The organism is Solwaraspora sp. WMMD792, from assembly GCF_029626105.1.
Lineage (GTDB): Bacteria > Actinomycetota > Actinomycetes > Mycobacteriales > Micromonosporaceae > Micromonospora_E.
In genome coordinates, this window is record NZ_JARUBH010000009.1 from 2,238,276 (window position 1) to 2,265,011 (window position 26,736).

General features: G+C 73.7%; 22 protein-coding genes, 1 pseudogene and 1 riboswitch. Of the genes and pseudogenes, 11 read left to right on the plus strand and 12 right to left on the minus strand.

The annotated features are described in order from the left end of the window. Positions 1 to 46: 46 nt before the first annotated feature. Genes O7629_RS11645 through O7629_RS11655 form a run of 3 tightly spaced genes read right to left on the minus strand, consistent with a single transcriptional unit; the run spans position 47 to position 4,106 of the window. Positions 47 to 703: a hypothetical protein gene (locus O7629_RS11645; protein WP_278169136.1), complete on the minus strand. Its 657-nt coding sequence runs from the start codon at positions 701 to 703 to the stop codon at positions 47 to 49. After that, entirely contained in the window at positions 700 to 2,553 is a 1,854-nt protein-coding gene (locus O7629_RS11650; protein WP_278169137.1) for a dynamin family protein, read from the minus strand. Before O7629_RS11650 ends, O7629_RS11645 begins: the two co-directional genes overlap by 4 nt. Continuing rightward, positions 2,550 to 4,106: a dynamin family protein gene (locus tag O7629_RS11655; protein WP_278169138.1), complete on the minus strand. Its 1,557-nt coding sequence runs from the start codon at positions 4,104 to 4,106 to the stop codon at positions 2,550 to 2,552. Before O7629_RS11655 ends, O7629_RS11650 begins: the two co-directional genes overlap by 4 nt. A gap of 211 nt (positions 4,107 to 4,317) precedes the next feature. Here O7629_RS11655 and O7629_RS11660 point away from each other — a divergent pair, with 211 nt between their 5' ends. Together O7629_RS11660 and O7629_RS11665 are read left to right on the plus strand one after the other, a co-directional pair. Continuing rightward, positions 4,318 to 6,918: a LuxR C-terminal-related transcriptional regulator gene (locus O7629_RS11660; protein ID WP_278169139.1), complete on the plus strand. Its 2,601-nt coding sequence runs from the start codon at positions 4,318 to 4,320 to the stop codon at positions 6,916 to 6,918. Then, the gene (locus tag O7629_RS11665; protein WP_278169140.1) at positions 6,915 to 7,445 is read left to right on the plus strand and encodes a LuxR family transcriptional regulator; all 531 of its coding nucleotides are present in this window, start codon (positions 6,915 to 6,917) and stop codon (positions 7,443 to 7,445) included. Before O7629_RS11660 ends, O7629_RS11665 begins: the two co-directional genes overlap by 4 nt. A gap of 139 nt (positions 7,446 to 7,584) precedes the next feature. Here O7629_RS11665 and O7629_RS11670 read toward each other — a convergent pair. Beyond that, a pseudogene (locus tag O7629_RS11670) lies at positions 7,585 to 8,358 on the minus strand (lysophospholipid acyltransferase family protein); the annotation flags it as partial. A gap of 181 nt (positions 8,359 to 8,539) precedes the next feature. Between O7629_RS11670 and O7629_RS11675 the strand changes: the two are divergent. Beyond that, positions 8,540 to 9,958 carry a cytochrome ubiquinol oxidase subunit I gene (locus O7629_RS11675; protein WP_278169141.1) on the plus strand — a complete coding sequence of 473 codons (1,419 nt, stop codon included), beginning with the start codon at positions 8,540 to 8,542 and terminating at the stop codon, positions 9,956 to 9,958. 20 nt (positions 9,959 to 9,978) lie between these two features. Further along, the gene (gene cydB, locus O7629_RS11680) at positions 9,979 to 10,977 is read left to right on the plus strand and encodes a cytochrome d ubiquinol oxidase subunit II (protein ID WP_278169142.1); all 999 of its coding nucleotides are present in this window, start codon (positions 9,979 to 9,981) and stop codon (positions 10,975 to 10,977) included. Positions 10,978 to 11,079: 102 nt separating this feature from the next. Here the strand turns inward: cydB and O7629_RS11685 are convergent, their stop codons facing one another. Then, positions 11,080 to 11,787: a hypothetical protein gene (locus O7629_RS11685; protein WP_278169143.1), complete on the minus strand. Its 708-nt coding sequence runs from the start codon at positions 11,785 to 11,787 to the stop codon at positions 11,080 to 11,082. Between the two features lie 85 nt (positions 11,788 to 11,872). Continuing rightward, on the minus strand, positions 11,873 to 12,718 hold the full coding sequence (locus tag O7629_RS11690; RefSeq protein WP_278169144.1) for a patatin-like phospholipase family protein: 846 nt from the start codon (positions 12,716 to 12,718) through the stop codon (positions 11,873 to 11,875). Between the two features lie 81 nt (positions 12,719 to 12,799). On the opposite strand from O7629_RS11690, the gene O7629_RS11695 reads away from it, so the two are divergent. Together O7629_RS11695 and O7629_RS11700 are read left to right on the plus strand one after the other, a co-directional pair. Further along, positions 12,800 to 13,528: an SDR family oxidoreductase gene (locus tag O7629_RS11695; RefSeq protein WP_278169146.1), complete on the plus strand. Its 729-nt coding sequence runs from the start codon at positions 12,800 to 12,802 to the stop codon at positions 13,526 to 13,528. A gap of 420 nt (positions 13,529 to 13,948) precedes the next feature. Then, positions 13,949 to 14,947 carry a tyrosine-type recombinase/integrase gene (locus O7629_RS11700; protein WP_278169147.1) on the plus strand — a complete coding sequence of 333 codons (999 nt, stop codon included), beginning with the start codon at positions 13,949 to 13,951 and terminating at the stop codon, positions 14,945 to 14,947. Positions 14,948 to 14,993: 46 nt separating this feature from the next. Here O7629_RS11700 and O7629_RS11705 read toward each other — a convergent pair whose 3' ends face one another. Beyond that, a complete protein-coding gene (locus O7629_RS11705) occupies positions 14,994 to 15,788 on the minus strand; it encodes an endonuclease/exonuclease/phosphatase family protein (RefSeq protein ID WP_278169148.1) in 795 nt (264 codons plus the stop codon). Here O7629_RS11705 and O7629_RS11710 point away from each other — a divergent pair. From O7629_RS11710 to O7629_RS11725, 4 genes are all read left to right on the plus strand, one after another. Continuing rightward, positions 15,781 to 15,921, plus strand: a complete 141-nt coding sequence (locus O7629_RS11710; protein WP_278169149.1) for a hypothetical protein — start codon at positions 15,781 to 15,783, stop codon at positions 15,919 to 15,921. The genes O7629_RS11705 and O7629_RS11710 overlap by 8 nt on opposite strands. A gap of 71 nt (positions 15,922 to 15,992) precedes the next feature. Further along, positions 15,993 to 17,621: an IucA/IucC family protein gene (locus O7629_RS11715; protein WP_278169150.1), complete on the plus strand. Its 1,629-nt coding sequence runs from the start codon at positions 15,993 to 15,995 to the stop codon at positions 17,619 to 17,621. Then, on the plus strand, positions 17,618 to 19,363 hold the full coding sequence (locus tag O7629_RS11720; protein WP_278169151.1) for an IucA/IucC family protein: 1,746 nt from the start codon (positions 17,618 to 17,620) through the stop codon (positions 19,361 to 19,363). Before O7629_RS11715 ends, O7629_RS11720 begins: the two co-directional genes overlap by 4 nt. Beyond that, positions 19,360 to 20,547: an alanine racemase gene (locus O7629_RS11725; RefSeq protein WP_278169152.1), complete on the plus strand. Its 1,188-nt coding sequence runs from the start codon at positions 19,360 to 19,362 to the stop codon at positions 20,545 to 20,547. The genes O7629_RS11720 and O7629_RS11725 overlap by 4 nt, the downstream gene beginning before the upstream one ends. A 42-nt stretch (positions 20,548 to 20,589) precedes the next feature. Here the strand turns inward: O7629_RS11725 and def are convergent, their stop codons facing one another. Continuing rightward, positions 20,590 to 21,102 carry a peptide deformylase gene (gene def / locus O7629_RS11730; RefSeq protein WP_278169154.1) on the minus strand — a complete coding sequence of 171 codons (513 nt, stop codon included), beginning with the start codon at positions 21,100 to 21,102 and terminating at the stop codon, positions 20,590 to 20,592. A gap of 276 nt (positions 21,103 to 21,378) precedes the next feature. Between def and O7629_RS11735 the strand changes: the two genes are divergently transcribed. After that, entirely contained in the window at positions 21,379 to 21,579 is a 201-nt protein-coding gene (locus O7629_RS11735) for a DUF5999 family protein (RefSeq protein WP_278174506.1), read from the plus strand. Positions 21,580 to 21,627: 48 nt separating this feature from the next. On the opposite strand, the gene gcvP is transcribed toward O7629_RS11735, so the two are convergent. The 4 genes from gcvP to O7629_RS11755 form a co-directional block, all read right to left on the minus strand. Beyond that, positions 21,628 to 24,453: an aminomethyl-transferring glycine dehydrogenase gene (gene gcvP, locus O7629_RS11740; protein WP_278169156.1), complete on the minus strand. Its 2,826-nt coding sequence runs from the start codon at positions 24,451 to 24,453 to the stop codon at positions 21,628 to 21,630. Positions 24,454 to 24,521: 68 nt separating this feature from the next. Next, positions 24,522 to 24,619, minus strand: a riboswitch (glycine riboswitch). 97 nt (positions 24,620 to 24,716) lie between these two features. Next, a complete protein-coding gene (locus O7629_RS11745) occupies positions 24,717 to 25,286 on the minus strand; it encodes a MerR family transcriptional regulator (protein ID WP_278169158.1) in 570 nt (189 codons plus the stop codon). A gap of 157 nt (positions 25,287 to 25,443) precedes the next feature. Next, on the minus strand, positions 25,444 to 25,908 hold the full coding sequence (locus O7629_RS11750; RefSeq protein ID WP_123604662.1) for a bifunctional nuclease family protein: 465 nt from the start codon (positions 25,906 to 25,908) through the stop codon (positions 25,444 to 25,446). 92 nt (positions 25,909 to 26,000) lie between these two features. Beyond that, positions 26,001 to 26,702, minus strand: a complete 702-nt coding sequence (locus O7629_RS11755) for a MerR family transcriptional regulator (RefSeq protein WP_278174507.1) — start codon at positions 26,700 to 26,702, stop codon at positions 26,001 to 26,003. Positions 26,703 to 26,736 lie beyond the last annotated feature (34 nt).

Sequence of the window (26,736 nt, forward strand, 5' to 3'; positions counted from 1 at the left end):
CCAACCGGGCAGCTACCGGGCCGGGCGACACCCTGATCCCGCCTGGTCAGCTTCCGGAGGACCAGAACCGGGCCAGCGCGCTGGTCGCCGGGTCGTCGCTGCCCAGCAACGCCGCCCACAGGTCACCGCCGACGGCGTCCGCCCCCGCGTAGCCGGCCAGGTCGACCGGGTCGACCGGGTCGACGTGCGGCGACACAGCACCGACCGGGCCGCCGTCGCCGAGCAGCTGCGGGTCCGCCCACGGCCAGCCGTCGACCGGCGTCGGCACCCCCGCCGGGTCCAGTAGCGGCGGGAACTCTGCCTCCGGCCACCCGTCGGCCCCCGCCGGCACGTCCGGGTCGACCCCGGGCGGCGGGTCCGCCGCCCCGAACCCCTGCTCGGCCGCCGGCTCCGCCCCGGACCCGGCGTCCACCGGATCGGCCGGGTCCGCGCCGGACAGGTCGTCGCCGTAGCCCAGCGCCGGCACCGCGTCACCCCCGCCGTACCCGCCGTCGCCGTATTTGCCGTCGTCGGCGATGTCGCCGGTCAGGTCGTCGCCGTCCGGCGGGTCGGCCGCCCCGAACCCCTCCACCGGGTCGGCGGCGCCGAACCCCTCCACGGCCGGGCCGCCCGACCCGTCGTCGACCGGACCACCCAGGTCGGCGGTGTCGGCGTCGTCACCGGTCGGGTCGTCCCCGGTCCAGTCACCGAACTCGCTGGTCATCGCGGCACCGCCTCCGCTGTCGGGGTCAACACCCGGGCCCGGGCCAGCACCTCGTCGACCTGCTTCACCCGCGCCCGGACGGCGTCGCGGCGGGCCTGCGCCGCCGACCGCCGCCGCGCCCGGTCCGCCTTGTCCCGCGCCAACGCCGCGTCGATGTCGGCGATGTGCGCGTCCAACTGCGCCAACCGCCGCTCCACGGCGTCGTCCAACGCCACCGTCAACGCGTACTGCAGGTCGGTGAACCGCTGCGCCAACTCGTCGGTCAACGCCGCCCGCGCCTCGCCGAGCACCTCCCGCAGCCACACCCGGGCCTGCTGCCGGTCGTTGGCGACCCGCCGCCGGAACAGGATGAACGCGCCAGCGGCCAACCCCAGACCGAGCCCGGCGACCGGGATCAGCAGCCCACCGCCGACCAGCGCCCCGGCACCCAACGCCGACGCGCCCGCCGCGACCCCCCGGCCGGCCATGAACGCCATCCCGCCGGCCGACAACGCCACCATCACGTTGTCGCCGCCGCCGCCGTCGCGCCGCGGCCGGGTCGCCAACGCGTGCCGCAACGTGCCGTTGATCCGCTGCAGCACGAACTGCAGCTCGGCCGGCGCGAACACCTGCGCCAACGTCCGCTCGGCGACCTTGTGGAACCGGAACCGCAGATCGTACGACAACTGCAGCGACAACGCGTGCAACGCCCGGTCCACCTCGGCCGGCAGCGCTTTCAACGCCTCCCCGCGGGCCGCGTCGATCCGGGTCAGGAACTGCTCCTGCAACCCGCCGACCGCGGTCCGCAGCCGGCCCGTCGCCTCCACCCGGGCCCGCTGCGTCTCCGTGTTCAACGCCAACGACCACTGCCGCGCCTCGGTCCGTTTCCGCGCCGCCAACCCGGCCCGGTCCCGCTTTACCCGCTCCACCTCCGCCGGATCCGGGTCACAGGCGGCGACCCGCTCACCGGCGGCCAGATCCAGCCGGACCAGTTCGCTGCGCACCGTCCGCAGCACGTTCGCCTGGGCCAGCAGATGCCCGTTGCCGGCCAACCCCACCAACGCGTGCTGCAGCGGCGCCACCCGCGACTCACCGACCAGTTCACCGGCGGCCTCCGCCGGCAGCGTCAACGCCAACTCGGCCAGCCGTGCCGACACCGGGAACCAGGCGGCCGACGCGAACCTCGGCGCGTGTGCCTGCAACTGCGCCCGGTTGTCAGCCAGGATCGTCCGCCACCCCGGATAGGCGTCGACCTTCGTCAACGCGAACACCACCACGTCGACCCGTTTGCTCGCCTCGATGAGGAAGTCCAGCTCCGGCCGGGTCAACGGCGTCGACGCGTCCACCACGAACAGCAGGGCCGCCGCCCGCGACACCGCGTCCAACGCGATCTCGGTGTGCGCCGGATCCAACCCGCCGGCACCCGGGGTGTCCACCAGCGTCAGATACTGCAGCAGCGGCGCCGGACAGGTCACCGCGATCCGTCGCGGCGGACGCATCCCGTCCGGCAGCGCCGCCGACACCGTCGCCCAGTCCGCCAACCGGTCGACCGGCACCGGCACCGGCTCGTCGCGGCCCGGCGCGAACGCCTGCGCCGACGTCGTCGCCCCATGACCGAACTCCAGGTACGCCGACGTCGCCACCGCCGCGTCCACCGGCGACAGACCCGTCACCCCGATCAACGCGTTCACCAGCGAACTCTTGCCCCGCTTCGTCTCACCGACGACCACCACCGACGGCCGGGTCACCTCCCGACGCCGCTGCGCGTCGATCTCCGCCGCCGCCTCCGCGTCGATGGTGCGGACAAACCCGAGACAGGTGTCGACCGCCCCGGACAGCAGCGCTCCCAACGCCGCCGGGCCGCCGCTCACCGCGACACCGCCCGCGCCTGCTGCGACAGCAGATGAAACCCACGGTGGGCGACCAACGCCACCCGCGACTGCGCCGGCGACGCCCCGGCGACCGCGAACACCCGCCACCGGGTCGCCGCCTCCACCGCCGCCGCCGACAACTCCTGCGCCGACGCCGCCGGCAGCTCCAGCACCCAGCGCGGATCCGCCGACAACGCCAACCGGGTCAACTCCCGCTCCATCGGCTCCGGCAGCTCCACCGCGCCGGTCGTCACCTGCTGCGCCACCTCCAACAGCCGCAGCCGGTGGTACTCCGGCTGGTGCAGCAGCCGCTCCACCGCGTCCCGCAACAACTCCCGGTCACCCGGATTCGCCGTGTGGCTGGCCACCTTCTCCAGACACGACAACGCCCACCCGGCCTTGATCGCGTCGGTACGCCACCGGAACGCCTCGTCCAACGTGTGCCGCAGCCGGGCGAAGCCCGACGCCGCGTACAACGCCCGTACCAGGTCCCCCGACGCCAACTGCGGCGACGCCTGCAGCTGCGCCACCGCGAACCCCACCCCGTACAGGTCCAGCAGCGCCAGCAGCCGCTCACGCTGCTGGCGCGGCACCGGAGCCTCCCGCGACACGAACAGGTCCACCGACGCCAGCAGCACCGCCCGCTGCGCCGCCGGCAACCCGGCCAACGCCCGCAGCGCCTCACAGTCGGCCGCCGTCAACCGGCCCGCCTCGGTCGTCTCCGCCAACAGCCCCACCGTCGGCACCACGTCGGACACCACCCGCCGCAGCACCCGGGTCTGGTCGGCCGACAACGGCGCCGCCACCGGCCACGGATCCGCCCCACCGGCCACCAGCTTGTCGACCTTGTTGAACAGGCCCACCGAGTTGATCGGACTGCTCGACAGCCGCGCCGACACCGACCGGAACGCCTCCAAGGCCCGCACGTCGTCGTCGCGTACCGCCTGGGTGAACACGTACACGATCGCCTCGGCCCCGGACACCGCGCCGACCGAGTCGTCGTCGATACCGGCGTCGAACGGCGCCGTGTCGTCGACCACCGGGCCGCCGCCACCGGAGCCGGCCGGCGCGCCCGCCCCGGCGAACAGGAACCGCCGCGCCGACTCACTCACCCCGGCACTGGTCGACGACAACCCCGGCGTGTCGATCACCGTCAACTCCCGCAGCCGGTCACTGGTCAACGTGACGTCGACGAACGCGACCTGCGCCTGCGGCACCCCCAGCCGCTGCGGAATCACCCCCGTCGCGTCCAGCGGCAGACTCACCCGGGTGCCGTCCCGGCGTACCACGTCCACCCGGTCGGCCGTGCCGTACCGGAACTGGGTCACCACCCGGGTGCACTCACCCACCTCGGTCGGCGCCACCCGCCGCCCGATCAACGCGTTCACCAGCGTCGACTTGCCGGCCTTCAACCGGCCGGCGATCGCCACCCGCAGCGGCTCGTCCAGCCGCCGCCGCACCCGCAGCACCTCACCGCCGGCGGCCGCGCTCACCCGGGGACCCACCTCGTCGCACAACGCGGCGACCCGGCCACTCAACGGGCCGGCGTTCACAGCCGACCCCCCGCCGCCCGGTCAACGGCGACGACGGGCATCCGACGGCGGCACACACTCATCTTGCTGGTCGTCCTCCCGACAGCACGGCATGCGGTGGTGCGCCCACCACCGGCATCCACCGTACGAATATCCTCACCGGCGCAGGATCCCATGTTCGTGCCAACCTCGCCCGGCGGGGCCACGAGCCGTAGCGGGGGGAGGAGGACAAGTGCGGCACCCAGCCGGCGGACACCCCGCCCGCACCCGACCCGACGGCACCACCGCCGGCGGCAGCGTCCCCACCGGGACCGTCGCCGACGCCGTGGCAGCCGCCACGCAACGGCTGACCCGCCCCGGGATCGTCATACTGACCGGGCCACCCGGCAGCGGACGCAGCACCCTGCTGCGCCGCGTCGCCGCCGCCACCACCGGGCCCGTCCACACCGGCGGCGGCCTCGCCGCCCTCGGCCACGTCCCGGCGTTCCCCCTCAGCCACGCCCTGCGGGTACGGCTTCCCGGCCACGACACCGCGCTGCTCGCCGAAGCCGTCCGCTCCCGGGTCCGCCACGGCCTGCTCGTCCTCGACGACCTGCAGTGGGCCGACCCGGCGACCGTCGCCGCCCTGCCCGCCATCGCCCGGCACTGCCGGGTCGTCGTCGCCCTGCGCACCCCGCACCAGCTGCCCGACACCGCCCTCGACCCGCTGCGCGGCGACACCGGCCTCTGGCTGACGGTGCCGGCACCCGACCCGGACACCCTCGCCGACCTGATCCGCCGCGCCGCACCCACGCTCGACCCGGCGACCGTCGCCGCCGTGGCCCGCCACGCCGGCGGCAACCCGCTCGCCGCCACCGCACTGGCCCGCCACGCCGCCCGCACCGGCACCCCACCCACCGTCGGCGGCACCCCGGGCGGTGCCGAACTGGACCAGGTCGGCTACGCCGTCGCCGCCGCACTGGCCACCCTCACCCGCCCCGCCCGCACCGCACTGGCCGCCCTCGGCCTGCTCGGCCACGGCGCCCCGGCGAGTCTGCTCGGCGACGGCGTCACCGAACTCACCGCCGCCGACCTGGTCCACACCGGCGACGACGGACTGGTCACCCCGACCTCGCCGTACCAGGCCGCCGTCGCCGCCGGCCTGCTCGACGACCCGGCCCGCCGCGCCCTGCACCGCCGCCTCGCCGACCTCGTCACCGACCCGCTGGCCGCCGCCCGGCACCTCGCCGCCGCCGGCGACACCACCGCCGCCTACCAGCGGGCGGTCACCGCCGCCGACACCGCCGCCACCGGCGGCGCCCGCGCCGAGTTGCTGCTGTTCGCCAGCGCACAACCCGACGCCACCGAACCGGTCCGCCTCGCCGCCGCCCGCGCCGCGCTCACCGCCGGGCGGCCCCGCCGCGCCGCCGACCTGCTCACCGGCACCGCCCTGCCCACCCCCGACACCGCCGTGCTGCGTGCCGAGGCGCTGCTGCAGGCCGGCGACCCGACCGCCGCCCGCACCGCCGCCGCACCGGTGCCCGACGACACCCCACCACCGGTGGTCGCCGCCCGCGACCGGGTGCTGCTGCTCGCCGACCTGGCCACCGACCCCACCTCCGCCGCAGTCCGCGCCACCACGATCGCCCGCCGACACGGACCCGAACCGGCCCACCTGGGGCTACGCGCCGCCCTCGCCGCCACCGCCGCCGCCGGCCGCCGACCCGGCTGGGAGTACGCCCTCGCCGGCACCGCAGCGGCCGCCGGCGCCGCCGGTGACCTGCTCACCGCCCGGTGGACCGCCTGGCACCTGGTGCAGACCCTCGCCGGCGACGGACGGCTCACCGAGGCCGCGCAGGCCGCGGTGGCGGCCGCCACCGCCTGCGCCGCCGACCTCGCCTACAGCTGGCAGGTCCGGTTCACCGCCGCCCGGCTGTGGTGCCTGGCCCTGCGCGGGGACCCGACCGGCCCGGCCACGGCCGGCACCGGCGCGCAGACCGCCGACCAGAGCGACCCGCTGCCCGCCGCCGGGGACGCCCTGCTGCGCGCCGCCGCCGACCTGACCGACCGCACCCTGCCGGCCGCCGCCCACGACTACGCCGTCGCCGCCGCCGGCCTGCTCGAAGCCGACAGCGGCCTGCTCGCCCCGGCCCGCGCCCGGCTCACCGGCGGCCCCGGCACCCCGAACACCGCCACCGCCGTACTGGACTGGGTGGCCCGGGAAGCCGCCTGGCTCGACGGCCAACCGGACCAGGCCACCGCCGGGGCACCCCACGTCCCCGTGCCGCCGCTGGTCGACGGACTGCGGCGGATCACCGCCCACTGGGCCGCCCACGACGGCGCCGACCCCGCCACACCGCCGGCCGCTACACCGGTCACGCTGCCGGCGCCGGCCGCCGCCACCGTCACCGCCTGGACCGCCGGCGATCCACGACAGTTCGCCCACGCCGCCGACACCTGGCGCGACGTCGCCGTCCGCGAACAGGTCCGCTGCCTGCTCGCCCACGGCCTGCACGAACCCGACCCCGCTCGGGCCGTACCCGCCCTGCTCGCCGCCGAGTCCCTCGCCGAGCACGCCGGACTGGTCGTCCTGCTCGGCCGGGTCCGCCGCGCCCTGCGCCGGCACGCGGTACGCCGCGACGAACGCGGCCCCCGCAGCGGCGACCTGCTCACCGTGCGGGAACGCGACGTGCTGCGGCTGGTCGCCCGCGGCGAACCCACCCGCCGGATCGCCAACCAGCTCGGCATCTCCACCGAGACCGTGGAAACCCACGTCCGCGCCGGAATGCGTAAACTCGGTGCCCGTACCCGCACCGAGGCTGCGGCCCTGGCGATGGAGCCCGACCACCGATGAGCGACCCGCCGCGCTACGTCCTCGACAGCGCCGCCGACGCCACCACGGTGCTGCGCCGGCTGGCCCGCGACGGCTGGACCACCCGGGAAGGGTTCGCCGTCACCGACCCCACCTGGGACCTCACCACCGCCCGGCTCGCCCTGTACGGGCGGGTCCCGGACACCGACACCGTCGCCCTGGTGGTCCTCGCCGCCGCCAGGGGCGCCGCCGTCGTCGCCATCTGCGACCCGGCCGGTGATCTCGGCCACGCCCTGCTCGACGACCTGTCCCGTCTCGGGCCGGTACTGCGCCACGCCGAGGCCGAACCACCGGCCGCGGCGGCCACCGACACCGTCACCCTCATACCCGAGCAGCGGGCCCTGCTGGAACGGCTCGCCAACGGCGAGACCATCGCCGCCGCCGCGGCGGCCGAGTTCCTGTCGCTGCGTACCGCGAACCGGCGCATCGCCCAGGCCCGCGCCGCCCTCGGGGTCCGCACCACCCGCGAAGCCGTCCTCGCCTACCTGCGGCAACGACCCGCACGCTGAACCGCCACCGACACCGCCGCCACCAACTCGTGGCCGGTCGCGTCCGGCGTCAGGTCGCGTCCGGCGCCGGATCGGCCTGGTCGGCGTCGTCGTCGGCCAGCACGTCGGCGGTGGCCCCGTCCGGCACCACGTCACCCCGACCGCGCCGGTGCCGCCGGCTCAGGTCCACCGGCCGGGTCGGATCGACATGCCGGGGCATCTCCGGCTCGTCGGACCGCAACCCGGCCAGGGTGTCGGTGATCGCGTCCACGATCCGCACCGTCGCCCGCTGCGCGGCACCCGGGCGGGCCGGGTCGATCCCGGACAGGTCCACCGGCGGCCCGAACCGGACCGTGACCACCGGACGGCGCAGCATCGACCGCAGCACCGCCCGGACCAGGCCACGGGGCGCCGCCCACGGCAGCACCGCGTGCGCCCCCCACTGCGCCACCGGCACCACCACCGCGCCGCTTGCCAACGCGAGCCGGGCGGTGCCGGTCTTGCCGCGCTCCGGCCACATCTGCGGGTCCAGCCCGATCCGCCCCTCCGGGTACACCAGGACCACCGAACCGTCGGCCACCGCACGCGCGGCCGACCCCAAGGCCTCGGCGACCGTGCTGGTCCGCCGGTCCACCCGGATGTGCCCGGCCCGGCGCATCACCGCGCCGACCAGCGGCGCCCGGAACAACCCACCGGTGGCCAGCACCCGGGGCGCGATCCGCCGCACCCGGCAGGCGGCGGCCAGCACGACCGGATCGAACGGGCTGATGTGGTTCGCGGCCAGGATCAGCGGGCCGTCGCGTACCTCGTCGGGAACGTCGCCGCTGACCCGTAGCCGGGCGACCAGCGCGACGACCAGCCGGGCGGTGACCTGCAGCACCCGCCACAGCAGCGGGGCCCGCCAGCGGGGCGGGAGGGCGGCTGTGTCGTCCATCGACCGTCGATCGTCGCACAGCGGGGCGCGCCGGTGGGCCCCGCTGTGCGGGACACCGGCGCGGGCGGGGGTGACGGCGGCCGGGACGGACGTCCCGGGGGAGAGGGGACCTCCGGCCCTGGCCGCCAGAACGACAGATTGTAGTATGTACTACGCTTCGTAGTATCTAGATGGGGGAGCCGTGGACGCGCTCGACATAGCCCGCTGGCAGTTCGGTGTCACCACCGTCTACCACTTCCTGTTCGTCCCACTCACCATCGGGCTCAGCCTCCTCGTCGCCATCCTGCAGACCGCCTGGCACCGCACCGGCGACGACCGCTACCTCAAACTCACCAAGTTCTACGGAAAACTCTTCCTCATCAACTTCGCCATGGGCATCGTCACCGGCATCGTGCAGGAATTCCAGTTCGGCATGAACTGGAGCGACTACTCCCGCTTCGTCGGCGACATCTTCGGCGTACCACTCGCCATCGAAGCCCTCCTCGCCTTCTTCCTCGAATCCACCTTCCTCGGACTCTGGATATTCGGCTGGGGGAGACTCCCCAAGGCACTGCACCTCGCCACCATCTGGCTCGCCTCGTTCGGCAGCATCATCAGCGCGTGGTTCATCCTCGCCGCCAACTCCTGGATGCAGAACCCCGTCGGCTACCGCATCAACCCCGACACCGGCCGCGCCGAACTCACCGACTTCATCGCCGTACTCACCAACAAGGTCACCCTCATCACCTTCCCGCACACCCTCGCCGGCTGCTTCATGGTCGCCGGCGCCCTCGTCCTCGCCGTCGCCATCTGGCACCTCGTCCGCCACCCCGACGGCCCCGACACCCCCGCCTTCCGCACCGCCACCAAACTCGGCGCCTGGACCACCCTGCTCGCCACCGCCGCCGTCATCGGCACCGGCGACATCCAAGGCAAGATCATGACCCAGGTCCAGCCCATGAAGATGGCCGCCGCCGAAGCCCTCTACACCACCGAAAGCCCCGCGTCCTTCTCCGTCGTCACCGTCGGCACCCTCGACGGCAGCCGCGAAATCTGGACCCTCAAGATCCCGTACCTGCTGTCCTGGCTGTCCACCGGCGACCCCACCGGCGAAGTCCAGGGCATCAACGACCTGCAGGCCCAGTACGCCGCCCAGTACGGCCCCGGCAGCTACACCCCGATCATCCCCGTCACCTACTGGAGCTTCCGCTTCATGATCGGCTTCGGCCTCGCCACCGCCGCCATCGCCCTCTGGGCCCTCTGGGCAACCCGCCGCGGCCGCACCCCCACCAGCCGCTGGCTGCTGCGCGCCGGCCTCACCCTGCCCGTCCTGCCCCTACTGGCCAACACCTTCGGCTGGATCTTCACCGAAATGGGCCGCCAACCCTGGATCGTCTTCGGCGAAATGCTCACCCGCGACGGCGTCAGCCGCAGCGTCTCCCTCACCGAAGTCGTCACCTCCTTCACCGCCTTCACCCTCATCTACGCCGCCCTGGCCGTCATCGAAGTCAAACTCCTCATCCGCTACGCCCGAAACGGCCTACCCGACCTCACCGACCCACCACCACCGGACGACACCGACGACACCACCACCGACCGGCCCCTCGCCGCCACCCACTGACCACCCACCGGAGACCCCTCGTGGAACTCACCACCGTCTGGTTCGGGCTCATCGCCGTCCTGTTCACCGGATACTTCATCCTCGAAGGATTCGACTTCGGCGTCGGCGTCCTCGCCCGCCTCATCGGCCGCACCGAACCCGAACGACGCGCCGCGCTGAGCACCATCGGACCCGTCTGGGACGGCAACGAGGTCTGGCTCATCACCGCCGGCGGCGCCATGTTCGCCGCCTTCCCCGAGTGGTACGCCACCCTCTTCTCCGGCTTCTACCTACCGCTGCTGCTCATCCTCATCGCCCTCATCCTGCGCGGCGTCGCCCTCGAATACCGCGACAAACGCCCCGAAACCCAGTGGCGCACCCGCTGGGACAACGCCATCCTCGCCGGCTCCGTCATCCCCGCCGCACTCTGGGGCGTCGCCTTCGCCAACATCGTCGCCGGCGTACCACTGGACGCCGACCACGAATACACCGGCACCCTGCTCACCCTGCTCAACCCGTACGCCCTGCTCGGCGGCGCCACCACCACCGCCCTGTTCATCACCCACGGCGCCGTCTTCCTCGCCCTCAAAACCACCGACGAACTGCGCCACCGCGCCCGCCGCGTCGCCAGCTGGACCGGCCTGGCCGCCGTCGCCCTCGCCGGCACCTTCCTCGCCTGGACCCTCACCATCCGCGCCAACCCCACCGCCGTCACACTCGCCGTGACCGCGGCGCTCGCCCTCGTCGCCGGGCTGGCCGCCAATCAGGTACGCCGCGAAGGATGGGCCTTCACCGGCACCGCCGCCGCCATCGGCCTCGCCGTCGCCGCCCTGTTCGCCACCCTGTTCCCGACCGTCCTACCCTCCACCACCGACCCCGCCGGCACCCTCACCACCACCAACGCCGCGTCCACCCCCTACACCCTGACCATCATGACCTGGGTCGCCGCCGCGCTCACCCCCGTCGTCCTGCTCTACCAGGGCTGGACCTACTGGATCTTCCGCCGCCGCGTCAGCGTCACCGACCAACCCAGCCACTGACCCGCACCACATCGCCCTGTCGCCGGCGAAGTCGCCGCGCACCGTCGGCGCCCCGCTCGACACAACAGTGGTCCAGCGGGCACCGACGGTACGCGGCGGACGTCAACCGACCTCCGGCAACTCCGCCAACCGCGCCTCCACCTCAGCCAGCTCCGCCCGCAGCTTCTCCGCCTGCCGCTGCGCCTCGGCCCGCTCCGTCGCCAGGATCTGCTCCACCGCCTCATGGACACCCGGCACGTCCACCAACGCCACCATCTTCAACGCCTCGGCCGGCCGGACCACGTACGGCTTCGCCAACGCCTTCGCCCCCTGCGTCGCCGCCACCGTCCACTCACCGTCGGTGTACGCCAACGTCACCGTCAACCCGGCCGGCGGCTTCGGCTTGGCCGCCTTCGCCGCCCGCCGCACCGGCTTCTCCGTACCAGCATCCACCGTGGACCCCTCCGTGTCCTCCCGACGCGCCACCGGCGGCACCGGCGGCGGCTCACCCAACTTGAACTCCGGCTCCGCCACCGGCTCCACCGGCTCCGGCTCCGGTTTCGACTCCGCCCGCCGACCCGCCGCGCCCCGCGGCGCCACCACCAGATCAGCGGGGGAGAACGGCAACTCGTCACGGCCGAACCGCACCACCACCCACTCGTCGGACACCGCCGGGTCACCCAGACCCACCACCTGACCGACCTGACCGGCGATCTGCCCCGCCGACTCGGTGAACATCACCTTCGGCTTACGGCCGGCGGACACCGCCTCCCGGATCACCCCCAGCTCCTCATCCGACAACCCACCCGCAACAGCACCCGCGGCAGCCATGACACCCTTTCCGTACACCTGTTTGAGTGCTGACCTTCCTACCAGCCACCGCCGACACCGTCGACCGCGACCCCACCACCCACGATCACCCCGACCCGGCAGCACCACCCCACACCCCACGCACCCGGTCAGCCACCAGCAGACCCTGCCGGTACCCGGCCCGCGCCGCCCCCGGCCGCCGCGCCGGATCCAGCAGCCGCCGCCCGATCGACCGCCGCGCCCACCGGTCCGGCGACATCACCACCACATCCGCCGACAACGCCGCAACCTGCCGCGACACCGGCCGCAGATGACCCAGCCCCCAACTGATCGGCGCCAGCACCACCACCGACGCGAACCCGGCCGCCAGATCCGCGTTCGTCGCCGACCGCATCCCACCGTCGACGAACCGCCGACCACCGATACGCACCGGCGGCCACACCCCCGGCACCGCGCAACTCGCCGACACCGCGTCCACCAGATCCGCCCCGCATCCCGGACCGCCGAACACCACGAATTCCCCCGAGTCGGCGTCCACCGCCGTCACCCACAACCGCCGCCGCGGCCACGACCACGACGGCAACGCCTCCTCGAACACCGGCCGCCGCGACACCCCCGACCCGGCCGCCGACACCGCGTACCGGCCGATCCTCACCCGCGCCCGCCGGCCGTCCCGGGCAGCCACCGCCGACCACAACAGACACGACACCGCGCCCAGCCCCATCCGGTCCCGCGACGACTCACCCGGAACCAGCTGCCCCGCGTACAGCCGCGCCAGGTCCGCGCCGGAACACAACTGCGCGCCCACCACCGCACCGGCCGACGTCCCGATCACCAGATCGGCCCCGCCCAGCTCGACCCCGGCCCGCGCCAGCCCGGACAACACCCCGATCTGCCAGGCCACCCCGGTCACCCCACCACTGCCCAGCACCAACGCCCGCGTACCCGCCACGCCATGTCTATTGCCCGCCACCGCCGCCGGTAACGTCACCGGCGGGCCCGGACACGACGCAGCAGGGGAGAGGAGCGCCGGATGACACCGGTCACCGTGGTCACCGGCGGCAGCCGGGGGATCGGCGCCGCGACCGTACGCCGCCTCGCCGCCGCCGGACACGACCTCGTCATCGGCTACCGGACCGACGCCGCCGCCGCCGAAGCCGTCCGCGACGACGTCGAAGCGCTCGGCCGCCGCGCCGTCACCGTCGCCGTCGACACCACCGACCCCGACACCGTGACCGCGCTGTTCGACACCGCCGCCGACTGTGGACCGATCACCGGACTGGTCAACAACGCCGGCGTCACCAGCCGGATCGGCCCCTTCGTCGACCTCACCGTCGACGACCTGCGCCGGGTCGTCGACGTCAACCTCGTCGGCTACGTCCTGTGCGCCCAGCAGGCCGCCCGGCGGATGTCCGCCGGCGGCGCCATCGTCAACGTGTCGTCGGCCGCCGCCACCCTCGGCAGCCCCGGCGAGTACGTGCACTACGCCGCGGTCAAGGCCGCCACCGACACGTTGACCGTCGGCCTGGCCAAGGAGCTCGGCCCGCGTGGCATCCGGGTCAACGGCGTCGCGCCGGGCACGGTCTGGACCGACATCCACGCCCTGTCCGGCGAACCGGACCGACCGGCCCGGATCGCGCCGGTGGTGCCGTTGCGCCGGGCGGGGCGGCCCGAGGAGATCGCCGGCGCCGTCGCGTGGCTGCTCAGCGACGAGGCGTCGTACACCACGGGGACGGTGATCCGCGTCGCCGGCGGACTGTGAGTCGACGCGCCCGGCGCAACGGCACCGGGGCAGGCGTGCAGGACGAACTCTGGGTCTCCGTCGCAGGACACGGGACTACAGAACCTCTCCGCCGCCGGGTCGATAATTTACATTATGTCAACTAGAGGCTTGGACGAAGGCGACTGGCCGGCTCGGTTCGACCTGAAGCGACCTCGCCGGGGTCGGGTGCATTCTTCCCGTACCCCCCGTCACCGGACGTCCGTCACTCCCTGCGGGCGGCGACGCGACCGGCGCGCCGTCGGTGAACGTCCGCTTTTCAGCCTCGCGTCCGAGGTGTCATCCGACCGGTACGGGCGCTGGCGGATGCCGGAACGCCGATCCGCTCCTTTGGTCGACCTCCCCCTGCCGGCCACAGCCCTCGCTCTGGCGTCAATCCGAGAAACATGCATAATATCCCTTATGCACCAATTTGTGGATCTGGTGGCGGTACGGCTCGTCGAGGATTTCCTCGCCGACCGCGCCTCCCGCAAACCCTCCCCGCACACCCTGGACGCCTACCGCCGCGATCTCGTCGCCGTCCTCCGCCTGATCGGCGACTCCACCGAACCGACTCCCCTGCCCTGGACCGACGTACCGCTGGACGCGCTCGACCAACGACGGCTCCGCGCCGCGTTCGCCCGGTTCGCGGCCCCCCGCTCCCCCGCGTCGGTGCACCGGGCCTGGTCGACGTGGAACTCGTGGTTCAACTTCCTGGTCGCCGACGGCATCGCCGCCGGAAACCCGATGCCCGCCGTGGGCCGCCCCCGGGCCCCGGTGCCACTACCGAAGCCGCTGCGCGGCGAGGAGACCCCGGAGACGTTGCTGGCTGCCGCCGCGCGGACCGACCCCCGCCAGCGCGACCCGTGGCCGGAGCGTGACCTGCTGGTGGTCGCCCTGGCGCTGTGCGCCGGTCTGCGGCTCGGCGAGCTGCTGGGGCTGCGGGTCGGCTCGGTCGCGGGACGTCCCGGTGAACGCCGGATCGAGGTGGCCGGCAAGGGCGGTCGGCTGCGGACCGTCCCGGTGGAGGCGGCCGTCGACGTCGTCGTCGACGGCTACCTGGCCAGCCGGCGGCGACGGTTCGGCCCCCGGTCGGTACGCCCCGGAGGTCCGCTGCTGGTCGACCGGCGCGGTGCCGCCCTGCGACGCGGCGGCCTGCAGTACCTGGTGCGGTCGTGTTTCCGGCGGGCCGGGATCACCGAGCGGGTGCCGCGGGGTGCGCAGCTGCACGCGCTGCGACACACGTTCGCCACCCGGTTGGCCGAGGACGGGGCGAACGCCGCCGAGATCATGCGGCTGCTGGGCCATGCGAGCCTCACGGCCAGCCAGAACTACATCGAGGTGACGGCCGACCAGCAGCGGGCGGCGGCGCGGGCCAACCGGTCGAACCGGTCGCTGCGCCAAGTCGTCGGGCCGGCCTGAACCGGCGGTGACGGCGCTGGCCCCGACCGGTTCGGGGCCAGCGCGGCTACCGGGTGGCGGTCGAGACGGTGACGGTCAGTGGGCGGTGGTCGGAGACGGGGACGTCCGGTGCGGCGACGGCGGTCACGGCGGTCAGCGCGGGCGGCGCGTCACGCGGGTCGAGCAGGATGTGGTCGAGTTGGATCCGGGGCCGGGCGGCCGGGTAGGTGGGCAGCCGGCCCAGTGGCCGCCAGCCGGTGGCCGCGGCGGCCACCCCGGCCGGCATGTTGAGGTCGCCGAGGAGCAGCCGCGGGGGCGGCATGGCCCGCAGGGCACGGGTGACGATCCGCAGCTGACGCAGGTTCCAGCCGGGGACGAACGACAGGTGGGTGGCGGCGACGGTGACCGGGCCGTGCGGGGTGTCGAGGACGGCGGCGAGCAGCACCCGTGGTTCGTCGCGTAGGAGCAGCAGCCGGGGGCCGGGGCCGCCGACGGCGACCGGTGCGGGTACGGGGGCCGGGCCGAGCCGGACGGTCCGCCAGTGCCGGGCCGGGTACCGGCTGATCAGGCTGACCCCGTAGCGGGGTTCGTCGTGTCCGTCGTGGTCGTGACGGGGCACCCGGTAGGTGCTGCCGGGGGTGCCGACGAGGGCGGCGGCGAACCGGTGGGTGCCGGCGGTGAGCGCGGCGGCGGCCAGCGCGGTCAGGTCGAGGTGCCCGCTGCGGGGTTGGGCGTGGTCGACTTCCTGCAGGGCGCAGATGTCGGCGTCGAGGTCGGCGATGGTGGCGGTGATCCGGTCGGGGTCGATGTGCCCGTCGTGGGGTGACCGCCCGTGCAGCAGGTTGTAGGTGGCCATGCGCACACGGGCACCTTACGGGGTGCGGGTGGTGTGGCAGGGTGGCGGGATGGTGGTGAAGGCGTTGTGCTGCAGCGCGCTGGTGTTCGTGGCGGTGGGCTGGTGCGGGGTGTGGCTGCGGCGGCGTCGGGGGCGGTGAGGCGTGCCGGCCGTGCCGGTGGTGTGCCGGTTGGCTGTGGGCGGTGCAGGCCGAGGTCCGTGGGAGGTGCGGTGTCGTCGGTGGAGTGTCCGGACGTGGCGGCGACGGTGGCGGCGGTGCGGCGGTGCCGGCCGGAGCTGGTGGATGCGGTGACGGCGGCGGTGCCGGGGGCACGGGCGGCGGTGCTGGCACGGTTGTGGGGTGCGTTGGGGCGTGAACCGGTGCCGGAGGTGACGGACCGTCGGGTGGTTGACGGACGGCTGGTGCTGGGGTTGGTCGACGGGCGGCGGGTGGTGGGGCCGGCGGCGGCGGCGGAGTTGTTCGCGGCGGCGGGCCCGGGGCTGGGGGTGTCGGTGGTGGGGCCGGCCGGTGACCGGGCGGTGGCGGATCCGGCGGAGTTGTTGTCGGTGCTGGGGTGGCCCGGTGGTGGGGCGGTAGCCGGTGAGCTGGCGAACAGTGTGGCGAATCTGGCGTTGGCGCGGGGTGCGCGGGCGGTGGCGGGCGGTGGCGGGGGTCTGGTCCGGTCGGCGCTCGGCTGGGAGCAGGCGGTCGTGGATGGGCATCCGGTGCATCCGGGGTGCCGGACCCGGGTGGGGATGTCGACGGAGGAGGTGCTGGCGTACGCGCCGGAGCATCGGCCGGTGGTGGAGGTGGAGTTGGTGGCGGTGCCGGGTGACCGGTGGGTGAGTTCGGGTTCGGGGTTGCCGCCGCTGCTGCCGGTGCATCCGTGGCAGCGGGATCATGTGCTGGGCGGGTACGGGTGGTTGCGGCGTACCGGCCGGGTGGTGCGGGTGCGGCCGTTGTTGTCGTTGCGGACGGTGGAGCCGGTGTCGTCGGGCGGGGGCTGGCAGTGGAAGACGGCGGTGGATGTGCAGATGACCAGTGCGGTGCGGACGGTGTCGGAGGCGGCGGTGCGTAACGGTCCGGTGGTGACGGCGTTGGTGGCGCGGTTGGCGCGGCGGGTGCCGGGGTTGTGGGTGTTACCGGAGGTGGCTGCGGGGGCGGTGGTGGTCGACGGGGGTTTGTGTCGGTCGTTGGCGGTGGTGCGCCGGCGGGTGCCGCGGGTGGGCCCGGGGGTGCAGGTGATGCCGGTGGCGGCGTTGGCGGCGCCGGTGGTGGTGCCGGGTGGTCCGTCGGTGGTGGCGGGTCTGGTGCGGGCGGGGTACGGCGGTGATCCGGTGGCGTTCGTGTCGCGGTTGGCGCGGGTGGTGCTGGGGCCGGTGGTGGAGTTGCTGGGTCGGGGGGTGGGGCTGGAGGCGCATGGGCAGAACGTTCTGCTGGTGTGGCGGGGTGGTCGGTTGGTGCGGGTGTGGTATCGGGACGTGGGTGGGGTGCGGTTGGATGTGCGGCGGCTGGCGGCGGCGGGGGTGCCGGTGCCGGCGGTGTACGGCGATGTGGTGGCCGAGGATCCGGTGGAGGTGGCGGTGACGGCGGTGGCGGCGGTGGGGACGGCGTTGGGTGAGCCGGTGGCGGTGCTGGCCCGGGAGTTCGGGGTGGAGCCGCAGGTGTTGTGGCGGGCGGTGGCGGTGGTGGCGCGGGACGTGGTGGCGGGGTTGCCGGCGGCGGTGCGGGGGTCGGTGGCGTCGGCGGTGCTGGGTGGGCGGTGGCCGGTGAAGGCGATGTTGTCGATGCGGTTGGCGTCGGATCCGTTGACGCCGCGGTGGGCGTGGGTGGCGAGTCCGTTGGCGGGTGCGTTGTGAGCGGCGTCGGGTCGGCGGTGGGGGTGCTGTCCGGTGGCCGGTCGTGTGGTTGCGGGTTGGGTGTGGTCGGGGTGGACGCGGCGGTGGCGTCGGCGGTGGCCGGGTTGGGGCGGGTGGCACCGGAGCTGGTGGCGGGGTTCCGGGAGGCGGTGCCGTGGGCGGCGGGGGTGGTCGGTGGGCGGCTGGTGGACGCGTTGTGCCGGGAGGATGTGGGTGGGGTGCGCCGGGCGTGGCGTGGCGCGGGCCGGTGGCACGGGTTCGACCGGTTCGTGGCCGACGCGGGGTCGGTGGCGGATCCGTTGGCGGTGTTGCCGGTGTCGGTGTTGGCGCGGCGGCGGGGGTGGGCGTTGGCGGCGGAGTTGACCGACGCGGTGGTGAATCTGGCGGTGGCGGCGGCGCGGCCTGGTCCGGCGCGGGGTCCGGATGATCCGGACGGCTGGGGGGTGTGGGCCGAGCGGCTGGCGGTGACGGGGCACAACCTGCACCCGTGTGGGCGTACCCGGTTGGGGTGGTCGGTGGCGGATGTGGTGGCCCACGATGTGGAGTCGCCGGCGACGGGGGTCGGGTTCGTGGCGGTGCGCCGGGATCTGCATGTGGGTGAGGATGTGGCGGCGGAGTTGGCGCGCTGGTATCCGCAGGTGCCGGTGGCGCCGCCGGGCTGGGTGGTGCAGCCGGTGCATGTGTGGCAGCGAGCGGTGGTGTCGTCGCGGTACGCGGATCTGCTGGACCGGGGGGTGGTGCGGTTGTTGCCGCAGGTGGTGCCGGCGGTGCCGACGGCGGCGGTGCGTACGGTGCTGCTGCCGGCGGGGCGGGACGGTTCGCGGCGCTATCTGAAGATGTCGGTGGACATTCAGGTGACGTCGACGCGGCGGACGATCTCGGTGGCGAGTGTGCGTAACGGTCCGGCGTTGTCGACGGTGTTGGCGTCGTTGGTGGCGGCCGACGAGGTGGCGGCGCGGCGGCTGGTGTTGTTGCCGGAGGTGGCGGGTGCGGCGGTGCGGGTGGGGTCGGGGCGGGACATGTCGGTGATCGTGCGGGACGGGTTGGCGGGGCGGCTGGTGCCGGGTGAGGTGGCGGTGCCGGGGGTGGCGTTGGTGACGGCGGCGCAGTTGGGGCGGCGGGTGGCGGATTTCGGTGGGGTGCGGGGGCTGGTGGGGGCGGCGGCCGGGTTGGGGTTCCTGGGGGCGTACGCGCGGGTGGTGTTGCCGCCGTTGCTGCGGTTGGCGAGCCGGTTCGGGGTGGCGTTGGAGGCGCATCTGCAGAACTGTCTGCCGACGTTCCGTGACGGGGTGCCGTTCCGGTTGGCGGTGCGCGACTTCGCGGGTCTGCGGTTGTTGTTGCCGCGGTTGGCGCGGGCGGGGGTCGAGGTGGGGTTGGCGTCGGGTTCGGTGGTGGGTACCGACGACGCGGCGGTGATGCGGGCGAAGTTGGGGTACACGGCGCTGCAGGCGCATCTGGGTGAGGTGGTGCTGGGGTTGGTGTCCGGGTGGGGGGTCGACGAGGCGGCGGCGTGGCGGGTGGTGCGGGAGGTGGTGGACGAGGTGTACGACGGGCTGCGGTCGGCTGGTGGGGTCGCCGCGGGGTGGGCGGCCGACGATCACCGGGCGTGGACGGCGCCGATGGTGGCGCACAAGGCGTTGGTGCGGATGCGGTTGACCGGTACCGGGGACGTGTACGTGCCGGTGCGGAACCCGGTGGGTGACGCCGGATTCGACGACGGTCCGCCGGTGGGGGCGCGGTGACGGTGCCGGCGGTGGTGGTGCCGCCGCGGGTGGCGGCGGTGGTGGCGGAGTTGGCCGCCGGTGACGAGCCGGTGTGTGCGTACGTGTACGACCGGGCGGTGTTGCGGGCGGTGGCGGCGCGGGTGCGGGCGGCGTTGCCGGCGGGTTCGGTGCTGTTGTACGCGATGAAGGCGAACGGGCATCCGGCGGTGGTGGCGGAGTTGGCGGCGGCGGTGGACGGGGTCGAGGTGGCGTCGGGTGGCGAGTTGGCGGCGGCGGTGGCGGCGGGTGCCGGTCAGTTGGTGTTCGGTGGGCCGGCGAAGACGGACGGGCAGTTGGCGGCGGCGGTGGCGGCGGGTGCGGTGGTGAACGTGGAGAGTGTGTTGGAGTTGCGGCGGCTGGATCTGGTGGCGCGGGCGGCGGGAGTGTCGGCGGTGGCGGCGCTGCGGGTGAACCGGCCGGGTGGCGGGTTGGCGGGTAGTCACCGGATGGCGGGTGCGGCGACGCAGTTCGGGGTGGACGAGGCCGATCTGGGGGCGGTGGTGCAGGTGGCGGCGGAGCTGCCGGGGGTGCGGCTGGTGGGGTTCAGTCTGCACGCGGTGTCGAACAACGTGGACGCGGTGGCGCATGCGGGGTTCGTGGTGGATGCGGTGGGCTGGGCGGTGGCGGCGGCGCGGCGGTGGGGGGTGGGGTTGGAGTATGTGAACGTGGGCGGCGGGTTCGGGGTGGACTACCGGGGTGTGCGGCGGTTCGATGTGGCGGCGTTTCGGGCCGGGTTGGCGGGGTTGGCGGTGCCGTCGGGGGTGCGGCTGGTGTTCGAGCCGGGCCGGCTGCTGGTGGCGGACGCCGGCTGGTATGTGGCGCAGGTGGTGGATCTGAAGCGGACGCAGGGCCGGTGGTTCGCGGTGGTGCGGGGTGGTACGCACCATTTTCGGTTGCCGGCGGCGTGGGGGTACGACCATCCGTTCGGGGTGGTGCCGGTGGACCGGTGGCCGTATCCGTTCGCCCGGCCGCAGGTGGCGGCGGTGGCGGTGGATGTGGCGGGTGAGTTGTGTACGCCGCGCGACGTGCTGTGCCGGGGGCAGGTGGTGGGGCGGCTGCGGGTGGGTGACGTGGTGGTGTTCGGCCGGGCCGGCGCGTACGGGTGGGACATTTCGCATCATGATTTTCTGCGGCATCCGTACCCGCGGATGGTGGTGGTGTGACGGTGCCGGCCGGTTGTGACGGTGCCGGGGTCGGGCTGAAGGTCAGCGCCGGGCCCAGCGGGCGGCGCGGATCTCACGCAGCGCCCGGCGGCGGGTGTCGCCGCGCAGGGTGTCGACGTAGAGACGGCCGTCGAGGTGGTCGGTTTCGTGTTGCAGGGCGCGAGCGAGGAATCCGCTGCCGGTGACGGTGACGGGTTCGCCGTGCTGGTCGACGCCGTGCACGGTGGCGCGGCGGGCCCGGGTGGTCGGGAAGTACAGGCCGGGGATGGACAGGCAGCCTTCGTCGTCGGTGTCGGTGTCGTCCGGTGACAGGTCGCCGGTGGGTTCGAGTCGGGGGTTGACGACGTGGCCGCGGTGGCCGTCGGCGTCGTAGACGAACACGCGGGCGCTGACGCCGATCTGCGGGGCGGCGACGCCGGCGCGGCCGGGGGCGCCGAGCAGGGTGTCCATCAGGTCGGTGACCAGTGCGCGCAGGGTGTCGTCGAAGTCGGTGACCGGTTCGGCGGGGGTGCGCAGCGCGGCGTCGCCGATGATCCGGATCGGGCGCATGGTCATGGCGGTCAGGCTACCCGGGGAGCTGGTGCGGGTGACGGGTGGCGGGCCGGGTGTGCGGGTGGTGGGGTTCGTCGGAGCCGGCGGCGGGTGGCGGCCGGGGCCTAGGATGTGTGGGAGCGTTTCCACGCCAACCGGTCGGACATGCATCGGCCAAAGGGAGGATTCTTGGTCCCGCAGGCCGTCACCTGCCCGGAACGGTGTCGTTCGGCTTGGTAACGTTCATCACTGGTCATGTGAACCATGACACAGCACCCCCCACAGTTCCCGGAGATCCCGATGTGCCAGCACCAACCGATCTGTCCCTCGGCTGACGCCGTCGACCGGGAAGCGGCCCGCGTCGTCGCCTGCTTCCGCGAACAGGGCTGGAGCCTGCTCTGCAACGGTGTCATCGTGTTCGAGGACACCGGCGAACTGCTTCCCGACGGCAGCAGCATCGCACCGCACCGCGGCCCCGCCCGGCACGCCCTCGCCGCCTGACCGGCCGCGGCCACCGCAGGCTCACCGTCGAGCCGACCCGACCCGTACTCAGCCGGCGGCGAACGCCTCCGGCGGCGGACACGCGCACACCAGATTCCGGTCCCCGTAGGCGCTGTCGACCCGCCGCACCGGCGGCCAGTACTTCCCGGTCCGCTGCCCCGGCCCCGCCGGATACGCCGCCACCGACCGCGGATACGGCAGCGCCCACTCGTCGGCGGTGACCAGCGCCGCCGGGTGCGGCGCCTGCCGCAGCGGGCTGTCCGCCACCGGCCACCGGCCGGCCGCGACGTCGTCGATCTCCGACCGGATCGCGATCATCGCGTCGCAGAACCGGTCCAGTTCGGCCAGATCCTCACTCTCGGTCGGCTCCACCATCAGCGTGCCGGCCACCGGAAACGACATCGTCGGCGCGTGGAACCCGTAGTCGATCAACCGTTTCGCCACGTCCTCGACGGTCACCCCGGTCGCCCGGGTCAACGCCCGCAGATCCAGCACACACTCGTGCGCCACCAGGCCCTTGTTACCGGCGTACAGCACCGGAAAATACGGCCGCAGCCGCGCCGCCACATAGTTGGCCGCCAGCACCGCCGCCCCGGTCGCCCGCACCAGCCCGTCGGCACCCATCAGCCGCAGATACGCCCACGGGATCGGCAGAATCCCGGCCGAACCGTACCGGGCGCCCGACACCACCGGCCGGTCGTCGTCGCCGCCGACCGGATCACCCGGCAGGAACGGCGCCAGATGGGCCCGCACCGCGACCGGGCCCACCCCCGGCCCGCCACCGCCGTGCGGAATGCAGAACGTCTTGTGCAGGTTCAGGTGCGACACGTCCGCCCCGAACCGGCCCGGCCGGGCGAACCCCAGCAACGCGTTCAGGTTCGCCCCGTCGACGTACACCTGCCCGCCGGCGTCGTGCACCCGGGCACACAACTCGGCGATACCGTCCTCGTACACGCCGTGCGTCGACGGATACGTCACCATCATCGCCGCCAGGTCGTCACCGTGTACGGCGATCAGCCGCGCCGCGTCGTCGACATCGACGTTGCCGTCGGCGTCGCAGCCGACCACCACCACCCGCATGCCCGCCATCACCGCGCTCGCCGCGTTCGTGCCGTGCGCCGACGACGGAATCAGACACACGTCCCGCCGCGCCTGCCCCCGGGACCGGTGGAAGCCGCGGATCGCCAGCAAACCGGCCAACTCCCCCTGCGACCCGGCGTTGGGCTGCACACTGACCGCGTCGTAGCCGGTCACCTCCGCCAGCCAACGCTCCAACTCGTCGATCAGCTGCCGGTAGCCGGCCGTCTGCCCGGCCGGCGCCAGCGGGTGCACGTCGGCGAACCCCGGCCAGCTGACCGGCTCCATCTGCACCGCCGCGTTCAACTTCATCGTGCACGACCCCAACGGGATCATCCCCCGGTCCAGGGCGTAGTCGACGTCGGCGAGCCGCCGCAGATACCGCAGCATCGCCGTTTCGCTGCGGTACGCGTGGAACACCTCGTGGGTGAGGAACTCACCGGTGCGCCGCCACCCGGGCGGAATCAGCGTCGGCGTCTCCCCCGCGTACGCGGGCACCCCGAACGCCGCCCACACCACCGCCAGGTGCTCCTCGGTGGTGGTCTCGTCGCATGCCACCGCCACCGTGTCGGCGTCCACCAGCCGCAGGTTCACCCCCCGGTCCGCCGCCCGCGCCACCACCGCTGAGGCCCCACCCGGCACCGCCGCGGTCACCGTGTCGAACAACGGCCCGTCCGCCACGGCGACCCCGCCGGCGGCCAGACCGGCCCGCAACCGGGCCGCCATCGCATGGGTACGCTGCGCGATCGCCGTCAACCCCTGCGGGCCGTGGTACACCGCGTACATGGCGGCCATCACCGCCAGCAGCACCTGCGCCGTGCAGATGTTGCTGGTCGCCCGCTCCCGGCGGATGTGCTGCTCCCGGGTCTGCAACGCCAGCCGGTACGCCCGGTCACCGGCCACGTCCCGGGACACCCCGACCAGCCGGCCCGGCAGCATCCGTTCCAGACCGGAACGCACCGCCAGGTAACCGGCGTGCGGACCGCCGAACCCCATCGGCACCCCGAACCGTTGCGTGGTGCCGACCGCCACGTCCGCACCGTACGCCCCCGGTGGCCGCAGCAGTGTCAACGCCAACAGGTCCGCCGCCACCGTCACCAGCGCCCCGGCCGCGTGCGCCGCTGCCACCAGCGGGGCGTCGTCCCGCAGCCGCCCCGACACGCCCGGGAACTGCAGGTGCAGCCCGAAGAACTCGTCCGGCAGGTCGGCCCGCACGTCACACACCCGCACCCGCACACCCAGCGGCTCCGCCCGGGTCCGCAGCACCGCCACCGTCTGCGGCAATGTGTCGGCGTCCACCACGTACACGTCGCTGCGCGCCTTCGACGCCCGCCGCGCCAACGTCATCGCCTCCGCCGCAGCGGTCGCCTCGTCCAGCATCGACGCGTTCGCCGTGGCCAGCCCGGTCAGATCCGACACCATCGTCTGAAACGTCAGCAGCGCCTCCAACCGGCCCTGGCTTATCTCCGGCTGGTACGGGGTGTAAGCGGTGTACCAGGCAGGATTCTCCAGCACGTTGCGGCGGATCACCGCCGGCGTGTGGGTGCCGTGGTAGCCAGCCCCGATCATCGACACCGCCGCCGTGTTCGCGTCGGCCAGCCGCCGCAACGCGGCCGTCACCTCCGGCTCGCTGACCGGCTCCGGCAGATCCAGCCGGCCCCGCCAGCGGATCACCTCGGGAATGGCGGCATCCATCAGATCAGCGACGCTGGCGTAGCCGACGACATCCAGCATCCGCTGCTGGGCGACCGGATCAGCGCCGACGTGACGGTCGACGAACAGGGACGAGGCACTCACCAGGCGGCTCCCGGGACGAGGTCGGCAGGCAACCTCCCCCTCTGTCGGCGCCGCCGCCTCCAGAGTCGCCAACCCGTGTGGTCCTTCTGCCTGAGAGGTTCCGGGGAGGATTTGCCCCTTCGGCGCCGCCCACCGGGTAGCGGACGGTCTCTCCCACACGGGATGTACGGCGGTCTCCACGCTACCGGCAGCACCCGCCCCGCGGGGCGGTGACGTCGATCACGAAGCCAGCTCCGGCCGTGTCGACCCGAGCGCCCCGCCGTTCAGCCGGCGCGGCGGCGCGCCCGCCGCGCCGCCAATTCGTCGCCTCCGGCCACCGGCGCCACCACCTCCGGCTCGGAAGTCACCGCCGGCTCCGCCGGAAGTTGCGACAACGATCCCTGGATCTCCTTGAACGCCCCGCCGATCGCGATCCCGAACACCCCCTGGCCGCCCTGCAACAGGTCGACGACCTCCTCGGGGGACCGGCACTCGTACACCGTCGTCCCGTCCGAGATCAGAGTGATCCCCGCCAGGTCCCCGACCCCGCGAGACCGCAACGTCTCGATCGCCCTACGGATGTTCTGCAGCGACACACCGGCGTCCAGCAGCCGCTTGACCACCTTCAGCACCACCAGGTCGCGGAACGAGTACAACCGCTGCGAACCCGAACCTGTCGCGTCACGCACGCTCGGCACCACCAGCGACGTCCGCGCCCAGTAGTCCAACTGCCGGTAACTGATCCCCACCGCGTGGCAGGCGGTCACTCCGCGATAGCCGACGGCGTCGGCGTCCGAACCGGCACCGTCCACATCATCAGACGACCCCGGCTCCGGCTCTCGCTGTGCGGGCATACGGAAACCTCCCCGTCAGGGCGGCCCACACCAGGACGGAACATGAGCCGATCGACAGGACCAGCCTAACGCCGGCAGCGGGCCGTACCAGGCAACCCGGGCCGCGACACGCCGCGTACGGGCTGCCACGCCACGGGATGACACCCGCCGGCAGCGGTCAGCCCGCGAAATCCTCTGGACGCACCTGGTCCAGGAACTCCCGGAACTTCTCGACCTCGTCCTCCTGCTCATCCGGAATCAGGATGCCCGCCTCGGACAGCACCTGCTCAGCACAACGAATCGGAGCACCGACCCGCAACGCCAACGCGATCGAATCACTCGGCCGCGCCGACACCCGCACACTGTCACCGATGACCAGGTCCGCGTAGAAGACGTTGTCCTTCAACTCGGTGATCTCCACCGCCTGCAGCGGCGCCCGCACCGCGGCCAGCACGTCCCGCAACAGATCATGCGTCAACGGCCGCGCCGGCTTCACGCCCTGCTGCTCGTAAGCGATCGCCGTGGCCTCCACCGCACCGATCCAGATCGGCAGGTAACGGTCCCCGTCCACCTCACGCAGCAGCACGATCGGCTGGTTGGTGGGCAACTCCACCCGCACCCCGACCACGCTCAGCTCACGCACCGCCGCCTCCGTGTCGTCGTCACCAAACCCGCTCCGGCCCTCCCTGCACGGTACACGGACCACAGCGCCACCGTCCGGTCCCGCCAGTCACCTCACCGGCCGAGCGCCCCCCGCAGACCCGCCCGCACCAGCGCCGCGTGAAGCTGCTGCGACAACCCGATCAGCTCCCGCGCCGTCTCCGCCGCCCGAGCCCGGGCAGCCGGATCACTCTGCCGCGCCAACGGCGCCACCAACTGGGCGAACAGACCCGACTCGCGGTCCGCCGCCGCCCGTACCGCCCGCAGATGACGCACCTCGAGGCCATGCCGCAGCAGCCCCGCCACCGCCGTGGCGATCACCAGCGCATCGGCGTCGTACCAGCCCGGCGCCACCGCGACCACCAGACCCAGCCGCTCCACCTCGGTCAACGTCACCGACTCGAGACCACTACGGGACAGCAGCTCCGTACGGCTCAACCGGGACTGCGGCGGCTGCCCCTGCGCCGGCACCGGCGACCGGCCCGGCACCTCACCGGACGGACCGACCGCCACCAACGTCGGACGCGACCGGCCCGCCGCCGACTCGGCGTCCCGCGCCGCCAGCTGCTCACGAATCACCCGCAGCGGAAGATACTGGTCCCGCTGCGCCGTCAGGACGAAACGCAACCGGTCCAGATCGTCCCAGCTGTACTTGCGGTAACCCGACGGCGTCCGCCGCGGCTCCACCAGGCCCTCAGCCTCCAGGAACCGCAACTTCGAAATCGTCGTGTCCGGAAACTCCGGGCGGAGCTGGGCCAGCACCTCGCCGATACTCATCAACGACGAACCGGCCACGTCCTCCCGGGCCGCC